Origin of the sequence: Cohnella sp. LGH, from assembly GCF_017671885.1 — a bacterium.
GTDB classification, from domain to species: Bacteria; Bacillota; Bacilli; order Paenibacillales; family Paenibacillaceae; genus Cohnella; species Cohnella phaseoli.
This window is the reverse complement of record NZ_CP072117.1, coordinates 1,293,974-1,318,882: the sequence shown is the minus strand read 5'-3', so window position 1 is coordinate 1,318,882 and position 24,909 is coordinate 1,293,974. Positions and strand designations below refer to the sequence as shown.

Below are 24,909 nucleotides of genomic sequence, written 5' to 3'. Positions count from 1 at the left end.
AGAGCAAGAGGATGAAAGGTCAACGCACGCCGAGCCGCCAGACGTTTATCGTTTCGAATTACTTCTTTTTGTCGGCGTTGTCGCTGCTGTGCATTTTGCCGCTCGTGCATGTATTAGCCGTTTCCTTAAGCTCGAGCGCCGCCGCGACGGCCGGGCAGGTCAACTTATGGCCGGTCGATTTCACTTTGAAGTCCTACCGATTCGTGGCGAGCAATCCGGCTTTTCTGGAGGCGTTCTTCGTTACGCTTCAACGGGTGGGGCTGGGGATAGCGGTCAATATGCTGCTTGTGCTTCTAACCGCTTACCCGTTGTCCAAGGAGACGAAATCTTTCCGGGCGCGAACCTGGATGGTGTGGCTTTTCGTATTCACGATGCTGTTTAACGGCGGACTTATTCCGACTTACATGACGATCAAATATACGCATTTGCTGGATAGCATCTGGGCATTGGTCATTCCGGGGGCCGTCCCCGTGTTTAGCGTTATTTTGCTCATCAATTTTTTTCGCGGACTGCCCAAGGAGCTCGAGGAAGCTTCGTTTATCGACGGAGCGGGCCACTGGAAGGCTCTATGGTCCATCTATGCCCCTCTGTCGCTGCCGGCCCTTGCGACTATCGCGCTGCTCACGATCGTCGGTCATTGGAATTCCTGGTTCGACGGTTTGATCTATATGAACAGCCGGCACAATTATCCCCTGTCAAGCTACCTGCAGACGATCATCATTCAGCGGGACCTGAGCAACGTGACTTTGCAGGAGATGAAGGAGTTAAGCGACGTATCCGATCGAACGATGAAGGCCGCGCAAATTTTCCTGGGCGCTTTGCCGATTTTGGTGTTGTATCCGTTCCTGCAAAAGTATTTCGTGAAGGGGATCGTGCTGGGCAGCGTCAAAGAATGAACCGTGCCGTCGGACGGCGCGGGGAACCGATCGTAAGGAGATGACGGGGGATGAAGCCGATCGACTGGGAATGGATTGACGGTCCTACGGCCTACCGCGTCTATCAACGGGATGAAACGGGATGCGCGGATATAGCGTTGAAGCTGAAGGTGAAGACCGGCCGCGGCGAGACCGGGACGATTACGTGCGCGCTTCTTCCCGAACCGTCGCGGCCCGGTGACGCCGAGCGAACGATGCAATTGCACCGTGACGGGGAAATTCACCAAGGGACATTCGAGAAGGTGCCCGCAGGCAATTACAAGCTGGTTGTCATTGCGGAAGGAGCTGCGGGCTTCAGTACGACAATACCTCATGTTGCCGTAGGGGATCTGTACCTGCTGGCCGGACAGTCGAATATGGAAGGCGTCGGCAAGCTGTTCGACCCCGAGAGACCGTCTCGGGCGGTAAGATGCTTCTATTTGGACGATCGTTGGGGCGTGGCCAAGGATCCGCTGTGCTGGTTTAACGAAGCGGTGGATGCGGTCCATTGGCGAGCGCCGAGGGAGCGCCGGGCGGATGAGGCAAAAATGGAACGGTATTTTCGCCGCTTCGGCGCGGGACTCGGCATTCGCTTCGGCAAGGAAATGTACAAGTACAACGGCGTTCCCGTCGGCTTGATCATGTGTGCGCACGGCGGCACGAGCATGAAGCAGTGGGAGCCTCCGGCCGGCGCTAAACGGGAGTTGCCGATCGAGTCGTCCATGATTTCGGACTCCTTCTATGGCTCGATGATGCGAAGGCTTGTGGCGACCGGAGGCAGGGTGAAAGCCGTATTGTGGTACCAAGGCGAATCCGACGCCGCCGACCGAGCTCAAGCAGCGGCTTTCAAGAAGCGTTTTCTTCGCTTCGTCGCGGCGCTGCGAGCCGATATCGGGCAGCCTTCGTTACCGATCTTGTACGCACAATTGAACACCTGGCTCGGAGACGCGGCAGCTTTTCCGCATTGGAACGACATCCAGCTCGATCAAGCTTTCGTAGAAGCCGAAATTGCCGGCTCCGCGCTCGTATCGACGAACGATCTGTCGTTGGCCGACGCGATTCACCTGGATACGTCGTCGCTGAAGCGGCTGGGCAGACGCTTTGCCGTATTGGCGAGAGGCTTTTGCTTCGGGGATGAGACCTGTGCCCGAGGGCCGAGACCGATCGACTGCCGCTTCGCCGATGCCGACAGGACAAAGCTTTACGTCGCGTTCGAGCAGGTAAACGGAAGACTGATGCCAGGCAAGCAGATTCAAGGCTTTCAGGTCGCAAATGGCGACGAAAACGTACCGATTGCGGAGTGCCGGCGGGATAAGCGAGACGGAAGCGTCGTCATATTGACCTTTGCCCGTCCCGTGCCCCGGAGGAGCGTGCTCGGCTACGGATTGGGGTTGAATCCCGTGTGCAATTTGCGGGACAGCGCCGATCTGGCGGCGCCGGTATTCCGTTATCCGCTCGATTGACCGAAACCGTCAAGGAAGGTGTATAACCGATGATTAAAGTAACGGTATGGAATGAATATTCGCATGAGAAAATCAACTCTCGAGTCCGCGAAATCTATCCGGAAGGCATCCACAAGGCGATCGCCGCCGGTATCGCGGGCAATGGGATACAAGCTGAGACGGCGACTCAGGACCAGGATGAGCACGGTTTAAGCGAAAGCGTACTCGCGGAAACGGACGTGCTTATCTGGTGGGGACACCTGCTGCACGAGCAAGTGGACGACGCAATCGTCGAACGCGTGCATCAAAGGGTGTTGGACGGAATGGGGCTGATCGTGCTTCACTCCGGGCACTTCTCCAAAATATTCCGCAAGCTGATGGGGACCGGCTGCGCCCTGTCATGGCGCATTGCCGACGAGAAGGAACGGCTGTGGGTAATCGACCCGTCGCACCCGATCGCGGAGGGACTGGGGGCCTCGATCGAGCTGGAACGGGAGGAGATGTACGGCGAGCATTTCGATATTCCCGCGCCGGACGAATTGATCTTCGTCAGCTGGTTCGAAGGCGGCGAGGTGTTCCGCAGCGGCTGTACCTACCGCAGAGGGCTCGGTAAAATCTTTTATTTCAGGCCGGGACACGAGACGTACCCGACCTATCATAACGCCGAAATTTTGAAGGTGATCGCGAATGCGGTCAGATGGGCGGCTCCGTCGGCGGGAACGAAGCCGATTTACCAAGAGATTCCGGTTTCTCTCGAGCCGATTAGAAGCCGACCTGTATCGGGCGGCCAAGATTAAGGAGATGCCGGGAAATATGCTTCCGATAAGAGGTTCGCTTTATTACGTAGATAAATCGTTCGACGCCAAGCGCATCGAGAAGGAACTGGATGCGCAAAAGGCTGCTGGATTCGACCTTCTTTGGATCAACGGACCGCTGCTTCATCCGGATTATCCGCGGGAAGCGGCCGCATTCGATCCAATCGAGGTCATCATGCGGGAAGCCGCCTACAGAAAGATGACCGTCTATTTGGAAGTGATGGCCAGAGAGGATTGGCATGAGCATTGGGATTTATCGGTCGACTTGCCGGAAAGCCGTGCGATCTTGGAGCATTTGAGCGCTAAATACAACCGATATGCTTCTATGGCGGGGTACTATTTGGGCAACGAGATTTATGTCGTCGAAGGTCGGGAACGGGAATACTGCCTGGCGCTGTGGAAGGAGGTCGCGGAGTGGTGCCGGGAGCTTACTCCGGGATGCAGAGTGGTGCTGTCTCCGTTTTTCGTGACCGACCGCAGGGAGGTGCTCGGCTATCCCTATGCGGAGCCTTCCGTCTATGAATCGTTCTGGAATGACATATTCCGGGAAGTTACTCTCGACTCGCTGCTCCTCCAGGATTCCGGCGCGGAGCACGGAGCCTTCTTCGACCTTGACGAACGCGAGCCCTATTTCGCCGCCGTAAGGCGAGCGTGCGTTGCTAATGGCGTTGAATTGTGGGGGAACGTCGAGCTTGCGGAAATCGCCGTAGCCAATTACGAAGAATTAAAGGCATTCCGAGGAGAACTCGGAGCGAACGGTCCGGGATTCCAAGATGCCCGATGGATTCAGGTGCCGATCGCCAAGCTGGAAGCAAAGATGGCGCTCGCCAGCCGCTACTGCAGTCAACTCGTAAGCTGGGGCTACCAACAATTTGTCAGCCCTTGCTCGGGCAAGACGGGGGCGAGGCCGTACGAACGACAATTTCGCAAGTTGAATAAGATGGCGGCCGCTTCGCAGGCCGGCAAATAGCGGGAGGTTTCCAGATGTTCGATGCCCGATCGGCCGTCCGCGACCTAGCGGGAGCCCGATGGATCAGTCACGGCGGGGAGAGCGCGGAACGTCTCCGCAGCAATGCTTGGTTCTGTTTTCGCAAAACTTTCGTATGTCCGGAAAGACGCGACGACAGTCTGCTGCATATTACTGCAGACTACCGGTATACCGTATGGGTGAACGGAGAGTGGATCGGACAAGGTCCTATTAGAGGTTGGCCGCAAGCTTACTTTTACGATACTTACGATGTATCTCCTTATCTTCGCCAAGGCGCCAACGTCATTGCCGTATTGCTGCAGACGCTGGATGTGGCAACCTTTCAGTACGTCCCGTCGGACAATCCGGGCTTTGCCGCGAGGCTGCATGGAGGGGAAGCGGACGGAGAATGGTCCGTCGCGAGCGATGCCTCGTGGGTGTGCGGGCTTCACTCTGCGCTGATGGAGCTGACGCCTCGCATCTCGATCCAGCAAGCCTTCGCGGAGCATTTCGACGCTTGCCTGGAGCCGGTCGGCTGGAAGCTTCCAAGCGATGAGAACGGCGATGAGACGCTGATTCGCGAAGCCGGCTCGCTATGGAGACATGCCGTGGAGTCGGATGAACTGCCTGCCGTCCGCCCCCGAGATATCCCGCATCTTACCGGCGAGGAGATGTATCCGATAAGCCTCGCGGGAGCGTCGATTGTACGGCTTCCGCTTCCCGCTTGGAGCGTGGATCTCAGGAGCTTGCTGCTGTCGGGCGCGGAGGCGCGGGACGCCAATCTGCACTTCGCTCACGGTTTGCTGGCTACTACGCTGAACGTCGCTCGTTTCGTCTCTGTCCGTTTCCATTTTCAGGATAGAACGTCCGGATTGAACACGCGCATGGCTGTTAACGGTCAGGTTCTACAGCCGGTCGACGATTCCGGAAGCCACTGGAGCGGCCTGTTTCACTATGACGTTCGGCTGCAGCCGGGCGAAAACCTGCTGCTCTTCTGGTTCGATGGCTTGGCGCACGAATTCACTTTCCAGGCGGCACCGGAGATTGTCGGACAATTCGATTCAGCTGAAGAGTTGGACAATACAGCGCGCAGCGAGCTTATCCCTCGTCTTCCGGATATCCCCGATAGCGGGTTTGCTTTTTACCGGATCGAGGGGCATGCGGATGTGCGCGAGGCGATCTTCGAAGCTTTAACTGCGGCGGCGGACTGGACCCAGTGGCAGAAGGCTGCGGATGGCAGATGGTTGAATATTTCATCTGCCGCGATGCATGCCGACAACGTCTTCCTGCGCTTGCGGCATTCCGCTGCTGTTGATATTGGCGGCTCGTCCGATCGGCACTATGGCGAATTGGCCTCATCCGGGCATAACTGCTGCACCCGTAACGGCGATTGTACCGTCATTGCGGCTCCGCCCGCAGGGGAAGCGGTTCGACTGGTGCTGGAATTCGAGAAAATGACGTCCGGCTTGATCGAGTTCGAAATTTACGGCCGGCACGGCGCGATTGTCGATTTCTACGGCTTCGAAGCCTATAGCGGCGAAGAACCGGTTCATATGGATTCGATGCACAACACGATGCGTTATCGGTGCAGGGAAGGCTGGCAAACCTATCGGTCGTTGACTCAGCGCAGCTTCAGATATTTGGTCGTTCAGCTATCCGGGTTTCAAGAATATATCAAGCTGAAGTACGTTCGTTGTCTCCTCCGAACATACCCTGCACCGGCAATCGGCAGATTCCGCTGCGACGACGAAAGATTGAATCGCATTTTCGAGATGAGCCGTTGGACGGCCCGTTTGTGCAGCGACGACGTATTCGTGGATTGTCCGACGTACGAGCAGGCGTTTTGGGTCGGGGATGCTTATGTCATGTCGTTGGCGACATCATCGTTGTTCGGCGCCGAGCGCCTTATCGAAAGGTGCCTGTTGCTTGCCGCGGAGTCATTGAACCGCTCCCCCGTGGTGGAGTCGCAAGTGCCGAGCGGATGGGAAAACGTGTTGTCCACCTGGAGTCTCTTATGGGCGCTCGCCTGCGCGAATCATGCGCGAAGAGGCGGATACGGAGAGTTTGCCGAACGGATATATCCTTCTTTGCGCCAACAAGCGCTTTATTATCGCGAGCATCTGACGGACGAGTCGACGGGTCTGCTGCGCTCTCCATACTGGAACTTGCTGGATTGGGCGGCTATCGATGCTCCTTCATCTGCGATTGTCACGCATGTGAACGCCTGGTATGCCGAGAGCTGCCGCCAAACCGGACAGATGGCCGCCCGGCTTGGAAGGGAGAACGATGCGGAAATTTTCCTGGGCATCGCGGACGCCATCTGTGAAAAAATCAACGCTCATCTGTGGGACGAATCCAAGCAAGCGTTCGCGGATTGTCTGCACGACAACGGAGTGCTTAGCGCTACGGCGAGCGAGCAGACGCAGATCGTATGCTATCTGAACGACGTTGCGCTCCCGCAGCGGCGTTCGGCCCTTCTGCCTTACTTCAGGGGAGAGGTGACCGATACGGTGCGCTCGGCTACGCCGTTCATGCGATTCTTTAAGCTCCAAGCGCTGCAAAAGGCGGGTCTCATCGCTCCTCTTCTGAACGAGGTCCGTACAACTTGGGGCTATATGGCGGACGCGGGCAGCACGACTTGCTGGGAGGATCTCCCCGGCAGATGGGCGCCGGGTTACCCTACGCGAAGCTATTGCCACGGCTGGAGCGTGGCTCCGGCTTACTTCCTGCCGCATGGCATCGTCGGGATCGGGGAGCTCGATTCGTCTTCCCATAGCCTTGAGATTTCTCCGAAGCTGGGAGATTTGCGTTGGGCCGATTGCCAAGTCATGACCGTCAAAGGCGCCGTTGCCGTGCGGATAGAAGTTTCGGAGCATTCGTTCCGAGCAAAGGTGCGACTGCCCGAAGGCATTACCGGATGGCTTCGGTTGCCCATGGAAGCTCACCGGGTGGGATCGATCGCGATCGACGGCCAGACCGCAATCGGCGCCTATGTTCGGAACGGCTGTTGGATGATTCCCCTGCAAGGGGGCCGAGCGACGCGAGTCTGCGCCGATTCATAGCTTAACTGTTGGTGACGCTGTGCCGAGACAATAGGAATATCCAGTAACATATGATAAGGAGCAAAACGCCGTTTTCCTTGCAAACCGCAGGGAAACGGCGTTTTTTCGTATGCAAATCCGCGAAAAGGAGTGTTGCCACAAAAAAAGAAGGGTCCTTCTCGGAAGGATGGCGTAGCCCCGCAAAAAGTGTCCGTTTCGCCGAGGGAGCGCCCCGTGATAGGCTCAGGCCAAGACAACGACAAACCCTCCCGGCATACCGGAGAGAAAGGAGAAGCTTATGACGACGAACACGATGCCGACGACGAAGCAGCCCGTTGGAAAGCTCGCAGGGCGAGCGCCCGGTTTTCGGAAGCATTTTTCCCGTAACCGCTTTCTATATGCGATGCTCGTTCCGGTCGCGATCTATTTGATTCTATTTAAATACGCGCCGATGGCGGGGGAAATTATCGCGTTCAAAAACTATCGACTGTCCGACGGCATATGGGGCAGCAGTTGGGTTGGCTTCGGGCAGTTCGAGAAGCTGTTCGCCAGCCGCGACTTCTACGTCGTGCTGAGGAACACGCTGCTGCTGAATTTGTACCATCTCGTATTTGCTTTTCCCGTTCCGATCATCCTGGCCATTCTGCTGAACGAGGTGCGGGCTGAATGGTACAAGCGCACGCTGCAGAATCTGCTCTACATTCCTCACTTCATCTCGTGGGTCGCACTGGGCAGCATCGTGATCGCGCTGTTGTCGCCCTCGACCGGCTTTGTGAATTCGCTGCTGAAGGCGTTCGGCTTAGAGCCGATCTACTTTATGGCCGACAAGTTTTGGTGGCCGGTCAGCTTTATCGTCTCGGGCATTTGGAAGGAAGCGGGCTTCGGCACGATTTTGTACTTGGCGGCGATGTCCGCGATCGACCCGACGCTGTACGAGGCGGCCAAGATCGACGGAGCGAGCAAGCGGAGACAAATCTGGCACGTCACACTGCCGGGCATCCGCAGTACGATCGCGATTCTGCTCATTCTTCAGGTCGGCAAAATGATGGACGTCGGTTTCGAGCAGGTGTACACGCTGCGCAACGACGCCGTGACGAGCGTGGCGGAAGTGATCAGCACATTCGTCTACACGAGGGGACTCGTCAATCTGCAATATAGCTACACGACAGCGCTCGGCCTGTTCCAGTCGCTGATCGCCCTCATTCTGATCGTGTCGGTCAACCGCATCATTAAAGCGATGGGAGAGCGAGGCCTATGGTAACGATGGCAAAACACAAGGGCGGACCTTCCGCATCCGCAAGGCGAAGCCGTCGAGGCTCGCTCGCCAGATGGCTGAATAACCTGCTTCTCGCGCTGTGCGCCTATGCCACGCTGTTTCCTTTCGTGAACGTGATTGCCACGTCGCTGAGCAGCAGCCGGGCGATCAACGCCGGGGAAGTGTTCATGTGGCCGGTCGAACTCAACTTCGATGCATACCACAATCTGATTCGGGACGGCCAACTGATCGTCGCGATGCAGAACACGGTGCTGATTACCGTTGTCGGAACGGCGCTCAACATGCTGTTTACGATTATGGCGGCGTACCCGCTGTCCAAAGCTCGGCTCAAGGGCCGGGGCCTCATGCTGATGGCGATTCTGTTCACGATGCTGTTCAGCGGCGGGCTCATCCCGAATTTCCTGCTCGTGAACAGCCTCGGTCTTGTCAATACGTACTGGGCGCTCTGGCTGCCCGCTCTAATCAGCGCCTACAACATGTTCGTGATGAAGGCGTTTCTGGAAGGGCTTCCGGAGGAGCTTGAAGAGTCCGCATCCATCGACGGAGCCGGCGAGTTCACGATTTTGACGCGTATTATCCTGCCTTTATCCAAGCCGGTTATCGCCGCCTTAACGCTGTTTTACGCGGTCGGCTGGTGGAATTCCTATATGAACGTGCTCATCTACATTCGCAGCACGAACAAAATGTCGCTGATGGTAAAGCTGTACCAGATGATCGATCTGGTTAGCTCGGAGCTGCTGCGCGGCGAAGGGGTCACGCAGGCGGTCATCACGCCGGAAAGTATTCGTGCCGCGGCCGTCGTCTTCGCCATCCTGCCCATTCTGTGCGTCTATCCGTTTTTGCAGAAGCATTTCATCAAGGGCGTACTGCTTGGCTCCGTCAAGGGGTAGGACGAGAAAACGTAACATGGATATCCGAATGCGTCAATCAAACGCATTTTGATATAATAAAAAAACTAGGAGGGCGAACATGCAACAGAACAGAAGCAGTAATAAGTTCAAGGGGAGTTTCGCGTTGATTATGGTTGTGCTGGCGACGCTGCTGGCATCCGCTTGTTCAAGCGGGAATAACGGTGAGGGAGGCGCAAGCGCCAAGCCGGAGCAGAGCAGCGGCAGTCCAACGGCTGCAGCGACGCAATCGGCATCCGACGATCCGTATGCGAACGCGCCCAGAAAGATCAGCATCTCGACGTTCGACCGCGGTCAAGTATCTAGCGACGAAGGCACGTACGAGGACAATCGCTGGGTGAAGTGGATTCGCGAACAATCCGGTATCGACGTGACGATCGTTCCTGTGCCGCGCAATCAGGCCCAGGACTCGCTGAACGTTCTGTTCGCGTCCGGCCAGGCGCCGGATATGGTATGGGAGTACGATCGCGCCTACATCGGAAAGTTGGTCACTCAGGGCGTCATCCAGCCGATCGGAGATTACATTGAGAAATACAGCACGTCCTACAAAAAATATTTACAGGAAAATCCCGACTTACTGCCTCACATGACTTTTAATGGCGAGATCTACGCCGTAACCGCGAAGCGTCCGATTACCGCCATCGCCAACCACGGAATGTGGATTCGGCAAGATTGGCTCGACGAGCTGAAGCTGGAGCGTCCGACGACGGTCGAGGAACTGGTCGAAGTCGCCAAGGCGTTTAAGCAGCGCTATCCCGACAGCACTCCGATCGTCGGCCACACGACCGCCGACATCTATGCGGCGATGTTCGGAGCGATGAATTTCCTCTGGTACCTGGAGGACGGCAAGATGCAGTACGGCGCGACGTTGGACCGTTTTGCAGATGTCATCGCACTGGAGAAGCAGGTGTACGATCTGGGGCTCGTGGATCGGGAATATTTTACCGACAATAACAATCAACGGGCGGCCCAGCTGTGGACGACGGGCAAAGCGGGCATCTATTTGGGCCAATGGGGCAACGGCGCCAACGACATTATGATTCAGGATATGCTGGCCAACGTGCCAAACGCCAAGCCTGAGCCGCTGGAGATGGTGGCATCGAAGTACGGTAAATACGGCGCTTATCAGGAATCTTCTCCGAACATTCTCGTCGCGTTTAACAAAGAGATGAAAAATCCGAAAGCGGCGATCGAATATTTGGATTGGCTCATCGACAAAGGCTGGTACACGCTGGCCTACGGGGAAGAGGGCGTGCACTACAAGCTGGTCGACGGCGTGCCGAAGCGGCTGGACGAGGATAAATTCAACAAAGAGGTACTGTACGCAGGCGAGTATGCCGTCGTGCGCGATCAGGTCGTCAAGGCGGAGGATTTGATGGTCATGGCCGCGGATGACGAGCTGTCCCAGCGCATTGCCGCGCTTAAGGTGGAATCGTTGAAGCTGACGCTTAAAAACGAATTCCGCCGGGACATTCCGTACCAGCCGAGCTTTGACGAAATCAACGAGATTCGCGCGACGCTGGATAAGTTTATCCGGGAGACGAGAGCGACGGCGGTGACGCAGGGCGCCAAGTATACGGGAGAATGGGCGATCGGCGAGATTCGCAAGGAATGGGATCGCCTCGGCGGCGCGAAAGCGCAAGAAATCGCCCAGCAATGGTACGAGGAGAACAAAGGCAGCTTCTAATCGAAGACTGGGAGCAGCCGCAATCGGACGAAGGGGGAACAGGCATGAACCTGGCGAAAAATCGGAGGCTTGTGAAAGCGATCGGCATTTTATCGATCGTCCTGTTCCTTCTCGTCTCTTCCTCGTTTTTTTTCACCTATTCGGTTTTCAACAAGCAATTGAAGCGTCAACTGGTGAATACCAACATGGAGCTGCTGGGGCAACTGGATCATAAGTTGAAGCTCGCACTGAAGCATATTGACAAGTCGGCCATTCAACTGCTGAACGGCGACGAGATCGTGCGTTTTTACGATTACGAGCTTACCGAGCAGGAGGCCCGTAACAACGCGTTCCGCATCTCCAAACAGATCTCGAACGCGATCCAGAGCATGGACAACGTATTTTCGATCGATGTTTACTCCTACGACAAGCAGCGGCTCGTCTCGGGCAACATTTTGACCGAGCAGGACTTGTCGGGCGAATTCCAATGGATATCCGGCTTCCAGCAATTCGAAGGATTCGCGGAATGGATCTCGACTCGCAAGGTGATGCTGAACCGTTCCTCGTATCCGATCTATCGGAATGTCGTTACGCTCGTCCGCACGTATCCGCTCATCCATTCGCCTGGTGCGCGCAAGGGAGCGATCGCCGTCAATATCAAGGAAGACGCGCTATTCGCTCTCATACGCAGCACCGCGGAGAACGACGGGGGGCAGACGTTCGTCGTCGACGACGAAGGCATTGTCGTGCTGCATGCCGATAAGAGCAAGCCGGGGAAGGACATCAGCGAATTTCCCTATATCGGCCGTATTCTGGAAAGCGGGGAGGAAAGCGGCCATTTCGTGGCCGAGGTGGAGCAGACAGCCTCCTCCGTCTTCCACGTCCGAGACGATTATACCGGCTGGCATATCGTTCGCGTCGTGCCCGAAGCGCAGTTTACGCGGCAGCTTACGCTGTTTCGCAATGCGGTAGCCGTGCTCGCGGCGGTGCTGTTCGTCGTGGCGACCGTTGCCGCAGCCGTGATCGGTCGTTGGACGTTTAAGCCGGTTAACCGTTTCGTGCATTCGATGAGGAAGCATCTGACCGCGTCGCCCAAGCACGGTGTTCGCAAATACAACGACGAATTCCATTATTTCGAGTCGACGGTACAGGATATTCTGGAGGACAGAGAGCTGCTTCACAAGCAGGTCGTCGAGAGCAAGCCGTTGATCAAGTGGCGGTTGATGAGCGAGTTGCTGTCCGAACGGCGGATCAACCCTGCGGTGCTGCAGCCTTATATGGACATGTTGAACGTCAGGCTGGACGGCGACCGTTACGTGGCCATGAGCATCGAATTCGACAATCGGGACCAGATCGCCTCTCCGCGGGATTTAAAGCTGTACGCCTACGCCTTATGCAACGTGGCTGAGGAATTGATGAACGCCGAGAGCCGGGGCATCGCGGCCGAGCTGGATAACGGCAAGTGCGCGGTCGTGATGATCTTCGCCGACGGGGACGACGGCGAACGGCATTTCATGAGGGCGGTCGCGGTGGCGGATTTGTTGAAAAAATTTGTTCAAGAATATTTGGGCCGCACGATCACCATCGGGATCGGAGACCCGACGGAAAGCCTGGACGCCATCCATGTCTCCTACAGGCAGGCGCAGGAGGCGCTGCGCTATAAGCTGGTCATGGGCGGCAACTCTATCATTACCCGGGAGGATATTTCAACCGATCCGTCTCCGCAATTTTACAGGCTGTTCGCCATGATCGACGGTATCGTCGCCTCCGTGAAGCTGCCTGACGCCGATAAAATGCAGACGCAGGTGCGCAGATGGTTCGACTCGATCGCCGACAACGGCGTTCCGACGGAGATGATCATGCAGCTTGTCGTGCAGTGTCTGATGAAGACCGCCACCGCCGCAGCGGAAATCGGGGTCGAGGCGGAGGGCGTTTTTCCCGAACAGTATTTGGTCGAAATGCTGAACCAGTACGAGCAATTGGAGCAGTTGGAGCAATTCACGGTCGGAGCGCTGGACAGCTTCATCGAGCGAATCAAGGATAAACGCAGCAGCAGGGAGCGCAACGACGTCATCGACAGGGCGATGCTGTACATTCAGGACAATTACATGCGCAGCGATCTGTCCCTCAACCTGTTAGCCAGCGAATTTCATATTAGCGTCTCCCATCTGAGCAAGCTGTTCAAGGAACAGAAGGAATGCAATTTCATCGACTGCCTGATGGAAATCCGGATGAACCACGCGAAGCAGCGGCTTGCCGGCACGGAGGACAAAATCCGCGACATCGCGGAGCAGGTCGGCTACTCCAACGTGAACAGCTTTGTGCGAATTTTCAAGAAGATGACCGGCTTTACGCCCACAGAATACCGGGAGCGGTTCAGACCGCAGCAGTAGGTCTGCCGCCCCCCGATTTCAATTATGAAATTGGAGGGATATTCATGTCCGTTCAGAAGAGGTTATCTGTGTTTCTTGTAATCGCTTTATTATCCAATTTATTCATTTTATACAATCCGGGAAAAATCGCTGCGGAGGAGCAGGGAGCGGAAGATTACGTAGAAGAGTTTGCGGCGGAGCCTTCAGTCGCTAGTGCGGTTTACGGGTACTCGCTGGGCAATTTTGAAACCCCCGAGGACAAATGGGATTACTCTTTCGGCGATCAGCCGTCGGTTGTCGGCAGCCTTGAGTTCAAGGAGACGGGGGACGCTTACGAGGGCAGCTTCGTCGGCCGACTAAGCGGAGATTTCCGCAACACGACCGCCGATAAGCCGGCGTTCGTGGCCATGCGCAAAAATCTGGACGAAATCGACGTGCGCGCCCTCTCCTTCCGGATCAGAACGTCGGACGTCAGATCGCTGGCCATCCGCAGCACGGATTCGACCGGCCAGACGTTCCAGCAGCGCATTACGCTGCAGGAGACGGCAGGCTGGCAGGAGGTCGTCGTTCCCGCGCTGACGGCGAGCCTGTATTGGGGCGGCGCCAACGACGGGGTATGGCACGAGCCGGCCAGAAGCGTCGCGATTTTGTTCGACAGGGCCAGCATTCCCGGCGCCGCGAAGCTAGGGAGCATAGACGTGGACCAGGTCGAAGCGCAGCTTGGGGATTGGCTGCCGGAGCTGAAAATCAGGCAGAACGCGCTTGGCAACGTATTTCTGGACAATGAGCCGGCGTCGTTCCGCATCGCGACGAAATATCCGCAATTCCAATGGAGCGTGTACGACCTCTATGGTCGGGCGGTCGACGAGGGCGTCGGGCAGTCCCCGGGAGGGGAGGGCACGGTTCAATTGAATGGCGCGGAGCCGGGCTACTACGTTCTGCACGTGACCGTACAGCGTCCGGGCAGCGACCCGGCGACTCTGCGGACGCCCTTCGCCGTGCTGACGGATTACGATTGGAGCCAGGTCGACGATTCTCCCTTCAGCATTGCCGCCCATCTTCATCGTACATCGCTCGGCTGGAGCGAGGATCTGCCGCGATTAATTCGCCTTATGGGCGCTCAATCCGCGCGCGGCGGCATGGAATGGACGATCGAAAAGACGAAGGGCGTCTATACGTATACGCCTCAACCGGAAAGCTTCATGCAGCGTCTGGAGGCGGAGGGCCTTAAGGGGATGTTCGTTGCCGGGTATAACAATCCGTTGTACGACAACAACGCGACTCCTTATACGAACGAGGGGCGGGAAGGATTCGCCAATTACGTCAACGACTATGTGACGCGGTACAAGGATCGGTTAAACGCCGTGGAAGTGTACAACGAGTTTAACGGCGGCTTCGGTCAACGCGGCAACAGTCCGGCCAACTCGCAGCCTTCCTACTATTACGAGCTGTTGAAAAAGACGTACGAGACGGTCAAGGCGAACCATCCCGAGTTTACGGTCAGCGGAATGGTGACCGCCGGCATCCCTATGAGCTGGATGGAGTCGGTATTCCAGCTTGGCGGATTGAACTACCTCGACGTCGTCTCGGTGCATCCTTACCGTTACGGCCGAACGCCGGTGGAAGCGAGAGCCCCGGAAGGCATGGAAGAGGAGCTGGATGCGCTTAAGACGCTTATTCGCTCGTACAACGGCGGCGAGCTCAAACCGATCTGGATTACCGAAATCGGGTGGCCGACCCATCAATCCGCGACAGGCACGGACGAGAAAACGCAGGCCGATTATTTGGTGCGCGCCTATACGGTCGCGCTGGCCAACGGCGTGGAGAAAATGGTTTGGTACAACCTGATGAACGACGGGCTGCAGACGGATTACAACGAACATAATTTCGGGTTGATCCGCTTCAAGGACGACCCCCTCGGCGCTTACACGCCCAAACCGGCCTACGCGGCTTATGCGGCGATGACGCGCGAGCTGACGGGAGCGGAGTTCGAGCAGCGGGAGGATTACGGTCCGGACATCCGCAGCTATCTGTTCCGGAACAACGGCGAGCCGACACGCGTGCTCTGGGCGCTGGCGAATACGATTGTTGCGGTTCGGACCGATGCGCCGATTACGGTGACCGATTTGACGGGACGCTCGGAGACGTACGAACCGTTGAACGGCAAGGTGTATCTTTCCTTGACGGGGGAACCGCAATACGTGAAGGGCGAGATCGTCGGCATCGCCGCAGACGACGCCTTCGAACTGGAAGGGGAATCGGCCGTGGCCGGAGAGCCGGCATCCGTCAAGGTCAAGCTGCGCAACGATACGTCCGCCGCTCTGTCGCTGGCGTTGGAGGTAGACGGACAACAGCATTCGCTGGCCGCAAGTCCGGGAGCGACGTCTGAACTGATCCTGCTTGCCGAGACGTCCGGGGAGGGCGCGAGACCGGTGCTTATCGAAGTGCGGGAAGGCGGCCGGAAAGTCGGCAAGCTGCGTCTCGATGTTGTCGCCTCGGCCGCCAAAGCGGTTACGATCCGACCGCTTCTGGAGTCCGACGGCGCAGCATACGCCAAGTCGCTCGGAATTCGCATCGAAAATTACAATTCCGCGCGAACGCTTGAAGCCGGGCCGATTCAATGGGCGATCGGAAGCCAGTCCGGAACGTATTCGGAGCCGGTCTCCGTCCCGCCACTGGGCGAGAGGACGATTGAGATTCCGCTGCCCGGAACGTTGACGGAAGGAACGGAGTACGCGGCTTCTGTGCGCGTCCCGTTCGTCGGCTTGGATACGTTCGAATACTCGGGCAAGCTGAGCTTTATACCGATCGTTCCTTATTCCGTTGCCGTGAACGGACAGATCGAGCCGGAATTGGAGGCGATGTCGCCGACAATCGACTTGGCGAAAGGGACCGTCAAGGTGACCAATTACCGGGGAGCCGACGATTTGAGCGGCCGGGTCTGGCTGCACTACGATCGGGATCATCTGTACGTAACGGCTAAAATCAAAGACGACGTTCACTCCTCGGCGGCGAAGGGGGCGGACATCTGGAACAACGACAGTATCCAGTTCGCTTTCTCAGACGGCATTCCCGGAGAGAACCCGAGCTGGTACGAATACGGCATCTCCGCTACGCCGGACGGGGCGCAGGTGTATCGCTGGAGCGCTGCCGGAGGCAACGCAGTCGGCGCGGTAAACAATGCCCAAGCGGTCGTGTCGAGAGCGGAGGCGGAGAAGACGACGGTCTATAAGCTTGCGCTTCCGTGGACGGAGCTTGCTCCGGTGAAAGCGGGCAGGGGAGAGGCGATGAGTTTCTCGTTGCTCGTGAACGACAACGACGGCAGCGGAAGAAGGGGATGGATCGAATGGGCTTCCGGCATCGGCTCCGAGAAGCGGCCTAGTTTGTTCAGGTCGATGCAGTGGATCGTTCCGCCGGGAGAACCGGAGCTTTATATCGAAGGCGTCGCCGACGGAGAGAGCTATCTGGATTCCGTGACGCCGGTCGTTCGTCTTGAGGACGAATCGGGCGGTTGGCGCATTGCAAGCATGACGTTGGACGGGGAAACATGGCCGGAGGGAACGGCCGTGACAACGAAGGGAGAGCATACGCTGGCGGTACGCGCCGAGAGCGCGAACGGTGTGCCGATCGAACGCAGCGTGTCGTTCACGCTCGTGCACGGCACTAGCGTCGAAACGGTCAGCGCGGCTGCGCGATATGGCGGAGTAGCGCTGCTCAAGGCCGTGCTGCGGGATTCCGGCGGACAGCCGCTTGCCGGGGCGAGCGTCGGGTTTACTGTGAACGGCGTTCAGGCGGGCGAAGCGAAGACGGATGCGCAGGGCAGAGCATCGCTGCGGTACGCCGTCGAGATTGGCGTTGACCCCGGGGAAGACAGCCGGACGTTGGAGGTGAAAGCTCTCTATGCCGGGAGCAGCGCGAGCTTCCTTCGCGGGAGCGAGGGAATCGGCGCATTAACCGTGACGAAGGCAGAAGCGGTCGTCCGGTATACGGGAACGATCAAGGCGCAAGCGAACAAGAACGCTTCGCTGTCGGTACAGGCGACGCGGAAGGAGAGCGGCGGAAAAGGCACGTTGGCAGGCTTGCCGATTGCATTCGAGCTGTCGGCCATTCAGCCGGACGGAACGTCGAAGCCGTATCGGCCTCAGGACGGGCCGATCGTCGTCATGACGGGCGCGAACGGGAAGGCGTCGGCAACCGTCAAGCTTCCGGCAGGACTTTACGAAGTGACGGCGAAACTTGCGGCCAACGGATATTACGAGGAAGCTGCGGCTTCCGCCCATCTTGCCGTATACGATCCCAGAGCGGGCTCGCTTAGACTGAACGGACATTTCGAGCTGAACGGGAGCTCTTCGTTCTGGGGAGACAAAGCGAAGAAGATTCATCTGAACGTCGGCTCGAACGGTGCGCGGATTCAAGCGACGCCGAAGGGCAAGGACTGGACGTTGAAGAAAACCGATTGGACGATTACGAAGCAAGGCAGCGCCTACTGGCAGGGCACGACAACGTCGGGTGGAACGAGCTACACAGTCCGCATCACGGTCCAGGAGGGCAGCCGTGGGAAAGCTTATGTCTCGCTGCTTGTCTGGAAAGGCAAGGATACGGTTCAGACTCCCGTATTTCAGAAGTTGAACGTTGAATTGAAAGGCAGCTTCAGAGTAGTCAGATAAGCCGCGTTCGCGCGCTGTCATCCGGGTCCGCTGGTTTACCTCCTGCGGATGCCGGATGATCGCGAGGCGAGGAGGCGATTTTATTTTCCGGGTGAAGGGACAGGGTTGCGGTGCTAACGATAAGGGAATTCAAGGACCCGCTCACGGGCGTTGTGATTCGTGCCTTGGGCGCGGGCGGAACGAACACGGGCCATAACTATTTTACGGCGATGACTTGGTTGTCCGATAGCCGGCATCTCGTGCTGTATACGGGGATCGACGAGGAGAAAAAAGGCACTTGCGTAAAAGCGAACGCGACTGACGGGACCTTCGAGATTATCGTGGACCGAATGGAGTGGGGACGGGGGCTCGTATCGGCCCAGGATCGTTTCTATTATTTCGACGGACCGGAAATCTATGAATATGATCTGCGAACGGGGGCAAGCCGGACCGTCTGCAGCTTGGAGTCGGGTGCGTCCGTCTACGGTCCGCTCTCGATTACGAACGACGGAAGGACGATGGGGATCTATTGGCGCGCGGACGACGAGTGGATCGTCGGGACGGTCGATACGGCAACGGGGAGCGTGACCGAAGCGGTGCGTCCGTCGTTTGCCGAGCCGTATCCGATTGCCAATCATGCGATGGTCAATCCGGAGGATGGGCGGCTGCTGTTCTTCGCCCATGAAGGCAAAACCGAGCATATCCCGGACCGTATCTATATGGCGGATGCGGATACGGGCGAAATGCGCAACGGCTACCGTCAGGCTCGGCTCGACACAGGCGAGCATGTGGAATACGTGGGACACGAGATGTGGGCGCCCGACGGGGAGCATCTTTATTTTGTCAAATATCCGCAAAGCCCGCTGAAGCCGACCGGCATTTACCGCGTTCACAAACGGACGGGGGAAGCGGAATTCATCAACGGCGACTACGCCTACTGGCATGTGGCGCTAAGTCCCGACGGGAACTGGGCGGTCGCGGATACGATCGAGGATTGGGAGACGAGCAAAATCGTGCTGATCGATCTGCGGGACCGTTCGTCGCGTCTGCTGTGCGAGCAGCCGATGTGGGCGCAGCACCCGGGCCATCCCCATCCGTCGTTCAGTCCGGACAGCCGCAGCATCAGCTTTACGTTGGCGGACGAGGAGCGGAATTTGTGGATCGGCGTCATCAAGAGAGGGGATTGAGGTCTCATGCATAGCAATCATGATGGAAGCGCAGCCGAAGACATAACCAACAAACCGTTGTCCGGGACGTTCGCCGATCGAGACGGCTTGAAGGAGCTGGCGCGGCGGGTTTATCGATATATGACGGACAGTAAGTCGCGGGACTGGGGAATGGATATCGAACAATGGGACTGGGTGCCCGGCGTCGGTATTATCGCGATTGCGGAATATGGCGCCGCGTTGGAGCAGGAATCCGCCATCGAATACGTGCGGCAATGGGTGGACCGGAATCGCGAGCGGATGGCTGCGGCCGGTACAGTGAATGCGATGGCTCCGTTCGCCGCGTTCCCGGAATTGTACCGCAGGACGGGACAGGAAGAGCTGCTGAAGCAAGCCGGACGGATCGCGTCATGGATGCTTGAGGAAGCGCCGCGAACAAGGGAAGGGGCATTCGAGCATACGGTGACGGAGCCGGAAAGCTTCCCCGAGCAAGTATGGGCGGATACCGTGTTCATGGCGGTGCTGTTCCTGGCCCGTTATGCCGCCTTGACGGGAGACAAGGCGGCGGCGGAAGAGGCGATGCGTCAGACGGTGCTGCATTTGCGGCTGCTGCAGGACGAGCGGACGGGCGTGCTGTTTCACGGCTGGGACTGCGAGGCGTCGGGACATCTGTCGGCCGCTCGCTGGTGTCGGGCCAACGCCTGGATAACGTGCGCCGTTCCCGAGATCGTTGCAGAATTGAGGAAGCTGGTCCCGATGCCGGCCGAGCTTGGCGAGCGCTACGTCCGCATGACGGAAGGGCTCCGCAAGCTGCAAGCCGCAGACGGACTGTGGCATACGGTCATGGACCGGCCGGATTTCTATAAAGAAGCTTCGGGCAGCGCGGGCATTGCTTGCGGCTTCCTCAAGGCGGTTCGGACCGGGCTGCTGCCGGAGGATTATCTGCAATCCGCCGAGCTTGCGATCGCGGGCCTGCTGCCGCTGATTACGCCGGAGGGCGAAGTGAAAGGCGTATCCGGGGGAACGCCGGTCATGCCTTCCGTCGAGGCCTACAATGAAATTCCCCGGTATCCTACATTATACGGACAAGGACTGACGCTGATGCTGCTGTCCGAAGCGGCTTCGGCCGGGAGGGAGTTTAGAAAATGACATCGACAATCGACCAACGCGGAATGCTGCTGAGAGCTATTGAGGCGAAGGAAACGAGCTATAATCCGGAGGTCCGAATGCTTCGTTCTCCATTTAGCAGTCCGGGCTACCATACGACGATCAAGCAAGCCGATTCGATCCACTCGACCTACAAATCGCTCGTATACGCCCTCGGCTTGCTGGATACGGAGGAGGAGCGTTACGCGCAGCGCGCGTTCGATATTATCGGGCAGCTCGCGTCGATGCAGGACAAAGACCCGTCCAGCGCGACGTTCGGCATTTGGTCCTGGTTTTACGAGGAGTCGCTGGAGCAAATGTCTCCGCCGGACTGGAACTGGGCCGATTTCTGCGGAAAAGTGCTTGTGCTCTCCGTTCTGCGCCACGGCCATCGGTTCCCGGAGTCGTTGCGGGAAAAGGTAAGAGAGACGATCGGGAACGCCTGCGACGCCATCATCCGGCGCAATGTCGGGCCCGAATATACGAATATCGCCATTATGGGAACGCTCGTCACTTTGATTGCCGGAGAGCTGTACGAGCGGGAGGACTACGGCAGCTACGGGATGCAGCGGCTGGAGCGGATCGTAGCTTTTACGCGGGATCGGCAAACCTTCCAGGAGTATAATAGTCCGACATACACGTATGTCGCCCTGCTGGAGCTTAGCAAGCTGTCTACGTCGACGCGCAATCCCGAGGCGAAAAGGCTGGCGAACGAGTTGATCGATATGGCGTGGGGCAGCGTGGCCCAGCACTTCCATGCATCGACAAGAAATTGGGCGGGGCCGCATAGCCGCAGCTATCGAACGATGCTGAGCGACGAACACAAGGCGTTCCTGCAGCTTGCAACGGAAGGCGCCCTGAGCTTTTTCTCTTGGGAGGAGCTGCCTTACGACGAAGGATGGTATAGAGTCGGCTTCAGCTGCCCGGAACGTTTCAGAGAGCAGTTTCTGACGGCGGAGATCCGGAACATTCGCGAATGCTATGAGCCGGCGAGCGACGGAGAGCCAGACAAGTGGGCGGTCACCTACATGACGGAGACGTACGCGCTGGGCAGCTTCAGTCGGGAAATTCTGTGGAACCAGCGGCGGGCGCTGCTGCTGTATGCAGACAATGGAGGCGAACCGACTTACGCTCATTTTCGCTGTCTGCACGACGGATACGATTTCTGCTCCGCCGTGATCCACTCGGTCCAGGAGGCCGGCGAAGTGCTGTTCGGCGTAAGCTTCCTTACGAACGGCGGCGATACTCACCCCAATCTGGATTGGACGGAAGGTGTTATCGAAGCTTCCGACTTCAGACTGCGGCTGGAGCTAGGCGGTTGCCTGGATGGAGTTGAAGCCGATGTGCAGGGCGATCGGGCGACGGTGCGAATCGGCGGGCTGACGCTGCGGCTGGTTTGCGGGCACGCGGTTTTCGGCGAAGGGCTGCCCCGTGAGTGGAGCATAGAGTCCGACGAGGAGGACGGCAGGCTGTTCGTCGATCTTCCGATCTATGCCGGCCAGCCGAAACGAATCGATCTGCGCGCGTTGGATCGAGCGGCGTTTCTGTTCGCGCTCTCCGTGGACGGCGAGGACAGTGCCGAGGCGCCGCAGATCGCGGCCAGCGCCGACCGGCTCGAGGCCCGCGTTCGGCGCGGCGGCCGCGAATTGGCTGTGACGCTTCCGCTGCGTCCAGTGGAGCGTTAAACCGGCGGCCTGTCAAGAACCAAAGATACGTCGAAGAGATAACCCAATGGAATGGAGAAAGGGAATGGTTTTGCCCGCGCCTTATGGCTTTGGGCTGCTTACCGCTGAAGGTCTTATCGATCCTAGCAGCCCAAAACAACCTGTCTGAAGTCGGCAAAACCATCCCTTTTGAAATGCAATGGGCTTCCCCTTCATTCGTTCAAATTATAGGTGTTTTTCAAGAAATGCAATAACCTGACCGAGCGCCTCTTGAACAATCGGATCATTGAAATTTTTATCAAAGACATGCTCGCCGTCAGGTATCGTAATCAATCTGGCGGACACGTCCTTTTTAAGGAGGGCAGCTCTCATAAATACAGATTGTTCATAAGGAACATCCGTATCCATCGTACCGTGTAAAAATAAAGTGGGCGGATAGTCCGGATTCACTTGATGAATAGGGCATAGCTGTAAAAGCTCTGCTTGCTTAAAGGCGGGATCAAGACCGGTAATCTCTTGAACCCAAACTCCATGTTGTCTGGCATATAAATAATAAAGATAACGCGTCTCAATCGGACCTTCTGAAATGATTTCATTCGATAAAAGCTTTAAAGCAAGTTCACGCGGTATTAAATCGTTTTGACGGTAAAAGGCGCTCGGCTCGGCAGCCCATTTTGTACTAATATCCCCATATCCATAAAAAGAAACAATGGCACGGGGTTTCTCTGCAAACAATCCCGTATTTAGCGCAAGAAAACCGCCGGCAGAGCCGCCGAGCACGGCAATCCGCTTGGGATCAATAGAGAATTGACGCGCACCCTCCGTCTTTAACCAGCCAAGAGCATCTTGAACGTCCTCAAGTATGTCCTTAAGCTTTGATTCAGGGGCTAGCCTGTAATCGATAGACCAAATCGCAAAACCATTGTCCATAAAAAGCTTGATGAATGCCTCGCTTAGATCTTCTCTAGAACCCCAAATTAAGCCCCCGCCATGAATATAGACCACACAAGGAGCACGATCTATGTTTACTCCATAAAAGTCCGCTTTCAGTTTAAAACGAGGGTGATCCTTATATATAATCGTTTGTTTCTTCATACAAATCCTTCCTGGGTCAGGGGCGTACCCTGATTTTTATTCAACAGTCTAAAGATTTTTAGAGCCAATTGAATTTGCAAAAGTTCATCCGAGTTTTTCAAATCGCTGTTCAGGATCTCTTTAATCTTTTCAATCCGGTAGATCAACGTATTTCGATGCAAAAACATCGCTTTTGCCGTTTCGCTTATGTTGAGATTATTGTGAAAAAAGTTCTCTAAAGTGACGATATAGCTTGTCTCGTGTAGTCGGTCATGTTCATAAATTGCGCCAAGGCTTTTAATGAAAAACGCTTCCAACTCAATACCTTTAATATTGGAATCTAAGAGATGATAAACCGAATGATCTTCAAAATGGGAGACGCCGCCTTTTTCATCAAACTTTTGCATAAGTCGGATGGATTCATTCGCTTCTGAGAAGCTTTTGTGAAGCAAATGAAGGGTATCGTATTGACTGCCAATTCCGATTAAGAACGTTGTTTGCTGGGCATATTTATTAAGGATTTCGAATATGTCATTTCCGTATTTTTTCGCTTCCTGAACGGAAATAGAGGGTCTGCTTTCATTTTGACCGATTAAAATAATGATGCGATTATTTCGGTGAAAACAAGTAATCTCTCCCGTTATAAATTTGGAATGTTCATAGACTAACTCCACACATTTCCTTGCTTTATTCTCTAAATGCACTTTTCTGGCAATGAAATCCTGGCTGACGCTAGGCTCCTGCGACTCAATATTAACGACCATACAAAGATACTTGTATTGATAATTTAATCCATGTAATTCACTGAGAGTCTGAATGGATTCGCTTGAAGTGATTTTTCCTGTTAATAAATCATCGAAGAAGTCCTGCCTGATTTTTAACTTTACTTCCTCGATTTCCTTTGCTTTAATTCTTTCCAGCGCCATGATGGTAGACGCCTTTTCTAAAATAATATAATCAAATTCTGTGAGCTCCCGTACCGTTTGCCAAACGACGATATAGCCATAGATCTGGTTAGCAACCGCAACAGGAAGAATGCGGCACTTAATTTCCATGCCCTCTATGTGATAAATACGTTTTATCGATTTTTTCATCTCGCTAATATCGTTCGGAATTGAATTCAGAAATGACTTATTAAATACCGACCGATTTTTCACGATATCGATGCAATAAGCTAATGGAACCTTATTATCCTGGTGCTCCGTGAAGTGCAGCAGCTTCCAATCCCGATCGACCAAAACAATGGGATTCCCAATGGTTGCAGACAACAGGGAAGAAATTCTTTCAATTCCTCCGCCTTCAAGGGTTATTCTAAAAAAAAGATTGTGCATGTCCAGCGCTTTTCGATTTAATAAGTCGTATCTTCCGGAGGCTTTCTCATTAATGATCGAAATCACTCTAGAAAGCGTATATTCAAAGGGCAACTCAAGGAGAGGGAGTCCTAACCTGTTCGCCTCATCAATCATATTTTGCGGAATCTTATCGAAGTAGCGTTTCATTTTAATGACTAACCCAGCACAATTAATTTCGGATAATTCTTTAATAATGCGATTTTGCAATTGTTCGTTATCTTTAAATATATAGCCTGTCGATAAAAGCAATTCATTCGGTGAGAGCCAGTCAAATGCTTCAGGGTTTTCGATGATGTTCACAATGGAAATCTCGTTATTAATCCCCTTCTCGCCCGCGACGATTTTAAGGCCATCAATAGCTTTGATTTCAAACAAATCTCTAATGGTAAGCATTTGTCCTCACTCCCTTGTCAAAATTATATCACATATCATTGTACAAGTTGCACAAATGAGAGCGAAG

At 55.9% G+C, this 24,909-nt stretch carries 15 protein-coding genes; 13 read left to right on the top strand and 2 right to left on the bottom strand.

Annotated features, from left to right (window positions below):
* The first annotated feature begins 11 nt into the window (after positions 1 to 11).
* From J4772_RS05175 to J4772_RS05115, 13 genes are all read left to right on the top strand, one after another.
* Complete coding sequence (locus J4772_RS05175; RefSeq protein WP_209074406.1) at positions 12 to 896, top strand: carbohydrate ABC transporter permease; 885 nt, start codon at positions 12 to 14, stop codon at positions 894 to 896.
* Between the two features lie 50 nt (positions 897 to 946).
* Entirely contained in the window at positions 947 to 2,377 is a 1,431-nt protein-coding gene (locus tag J4772_RS05170) for a sialate O-acetylesterase (protein WP_209074405.1), read from the top strand.
* 29 nt (positions 2,378 to 2,406) lie between these two features.
* Positions 2,407 to 3,153 (top strand): ThuA domain-containing protein, encoded by a 747-nt coding sequence (locus tag J4772_RS05165; protein WP_209074404.1) that lies wholly within the window; start codon positions 2,407 to 2,409, stop codon positions 3,151 to 3,153.
* A 16-nt stretch (positions 3,154 to 3,169) separates the two neighbouring features.
* Positions 3,170 to 4,141, top strand: a complete 972-nt coding sequence (locus J4772_RS05160; protein ID WP_209074403.1) for a DUF4434 domain-containing protein — start codon at positions 3,170 to 3,172, stop codon at positions 4,139 to 4,141.
* 14 nt (positions 4,142 to 4,155) lie between these two features.
* A complete protein-coding gene (locus J4772_RS05155) occupies positions 4,156 to 7,200 on the top strand; it encodes an alpha-L-rhamnosidase-related protein (RefSeq protein WP_209074402.1) in 3,045 nt (1,014 codons plus the stop codon).
* 277 nt (positions 7,201 to 7,477) lie between these two features.
* Positions 7,478 to 8,440 (top strand): ABC transporter permease, encoded by a 963-nt coding sequence (locus J4772_RS05150; protein WP_247741025.1) that lies wholly within the window; start codon positions 7,478 to 7,480, stop codon positions 8,438 to 8,440.
* A gap of 2 nt (positions 8,441 to 8,442) precedes the next feature.
* Positions 8,443 to 9,345, top strand: coding sequence for a carbohydrate ABC transporter permease (locus tag J4772_RS05145; protein ID WP_116058916.1), 903 nt, complete (start codon positions 8,443 to 8,445; stop codon positions 9,343 to 9,345).
* Positions 9,346 to 9,424: 79 nt separating this feature from the next.
* Entirely contained in the window at positions 9,425 to 11,050 is a 1,626-nt protein-coding gene (locus J4772_RS05140) for an extracellular solute-binding protein (protein WP_116058581.1), read from the top strand.
* A 44-nt stretch (positions 11,051 to 11,094) separates the two neighbouring features.
* Positions 11,095 to 13,422 carry a helix-turn-helix domain-containing protein gene (locus J4772_RS05135; protein ID WP_181917403.1) on the top strand — a complete coding sequence of 776 codons (2,328 nt, stop codon included), beginning with the start codon at positions 11,095 to 11,097 and terminating at the stop codon, positions 13,420 to 13,422.
* A gap of 44 nt (positions 13,423 to 13,466) precedes the next feature.
* Positions 13,467 to 18,068, top strand: a complete 4,602-nt coding sequence (locus tag J4772_RS05130; RefSeq protein ID WP_209074401.1) for a sugar-binding protein — start codon at positions 13,467 to 13,469, stop codon at positions 18,066 to 18,068.
* A 110-nt stretch (positions 18,069 to 18,178) separates the two neighbouring features.
* Positions 18,179 to 19,234, top strand: a complete 1,056-nt coding sequence (locus tag J4772_RS05125; RefSeq protein WP_209074400.1) for a TolB family protein — start codon at positions 18,179 to 18,181, stop codon at positions 19,232 to 19,234.
* A gap of 6 nt (positions 19,235 to 19,240) precedes the next feature.
* The gene (locus J4772_RS05120) at positions 19,241 to 20,362 is read left to right on the top strand and encodes a glycoside hydrolase family 88/105 protein (RefSeq protein WP_209074399.1); all 1,122 of its coding nucleotides are present in this window, start codon (positions 19,241 to 19,243) and stop codon (positions 20,360 to 20,362) included.
* Positions 20,359 to 22,044: a hypothetical protein gene (locus J4772_RS05115; protein WP_209074398.1), complete on the top strand. Its 1,686-nt coding sequence runs from the start codon at positions 20,359 to 20,361 to the stop codon at positions 22,042 to 22,044. The genes J4772_RS05120 and J4772_RS05115 overlap by 4 nt, the downstream gene beginning before the upstream one ends.
* A 204-nt stretch (positions 22,045 to 22,248) precedes the next feature.
* Here J4772_RS05115 and J4772_RS05110 read toward each other — a convergent pair whose 3' ends face one another.
* Positions 22,249 to 23,118 (bottom strand): alpha/beta hydrolase, encoded by an 870-nt coding sequence (locus tag J4772_RS05110; RefSeq protein ID WP_209074397.1) that lies wholly within the window; start codon positions 23,116 to 23,118, stop codon positions 22,249 to 22,251.
* Positions 23,115 to 24,842, bottom strand: coding sequence for a PucR family transcriptional regulator (locus J4772_RS05105; protein WP_209074396.1), 1,728 nt, complete (start codon positions 24,840 to 24,842; stop codon positions 23,115 to 23,117). Before J4772_RS05105 ends, J4772_RS05110 begins: the two co-directional genes overlap by 4 nt.
* Positions 24,843 to 24,909: the final 67 nt, after the last annotated feature.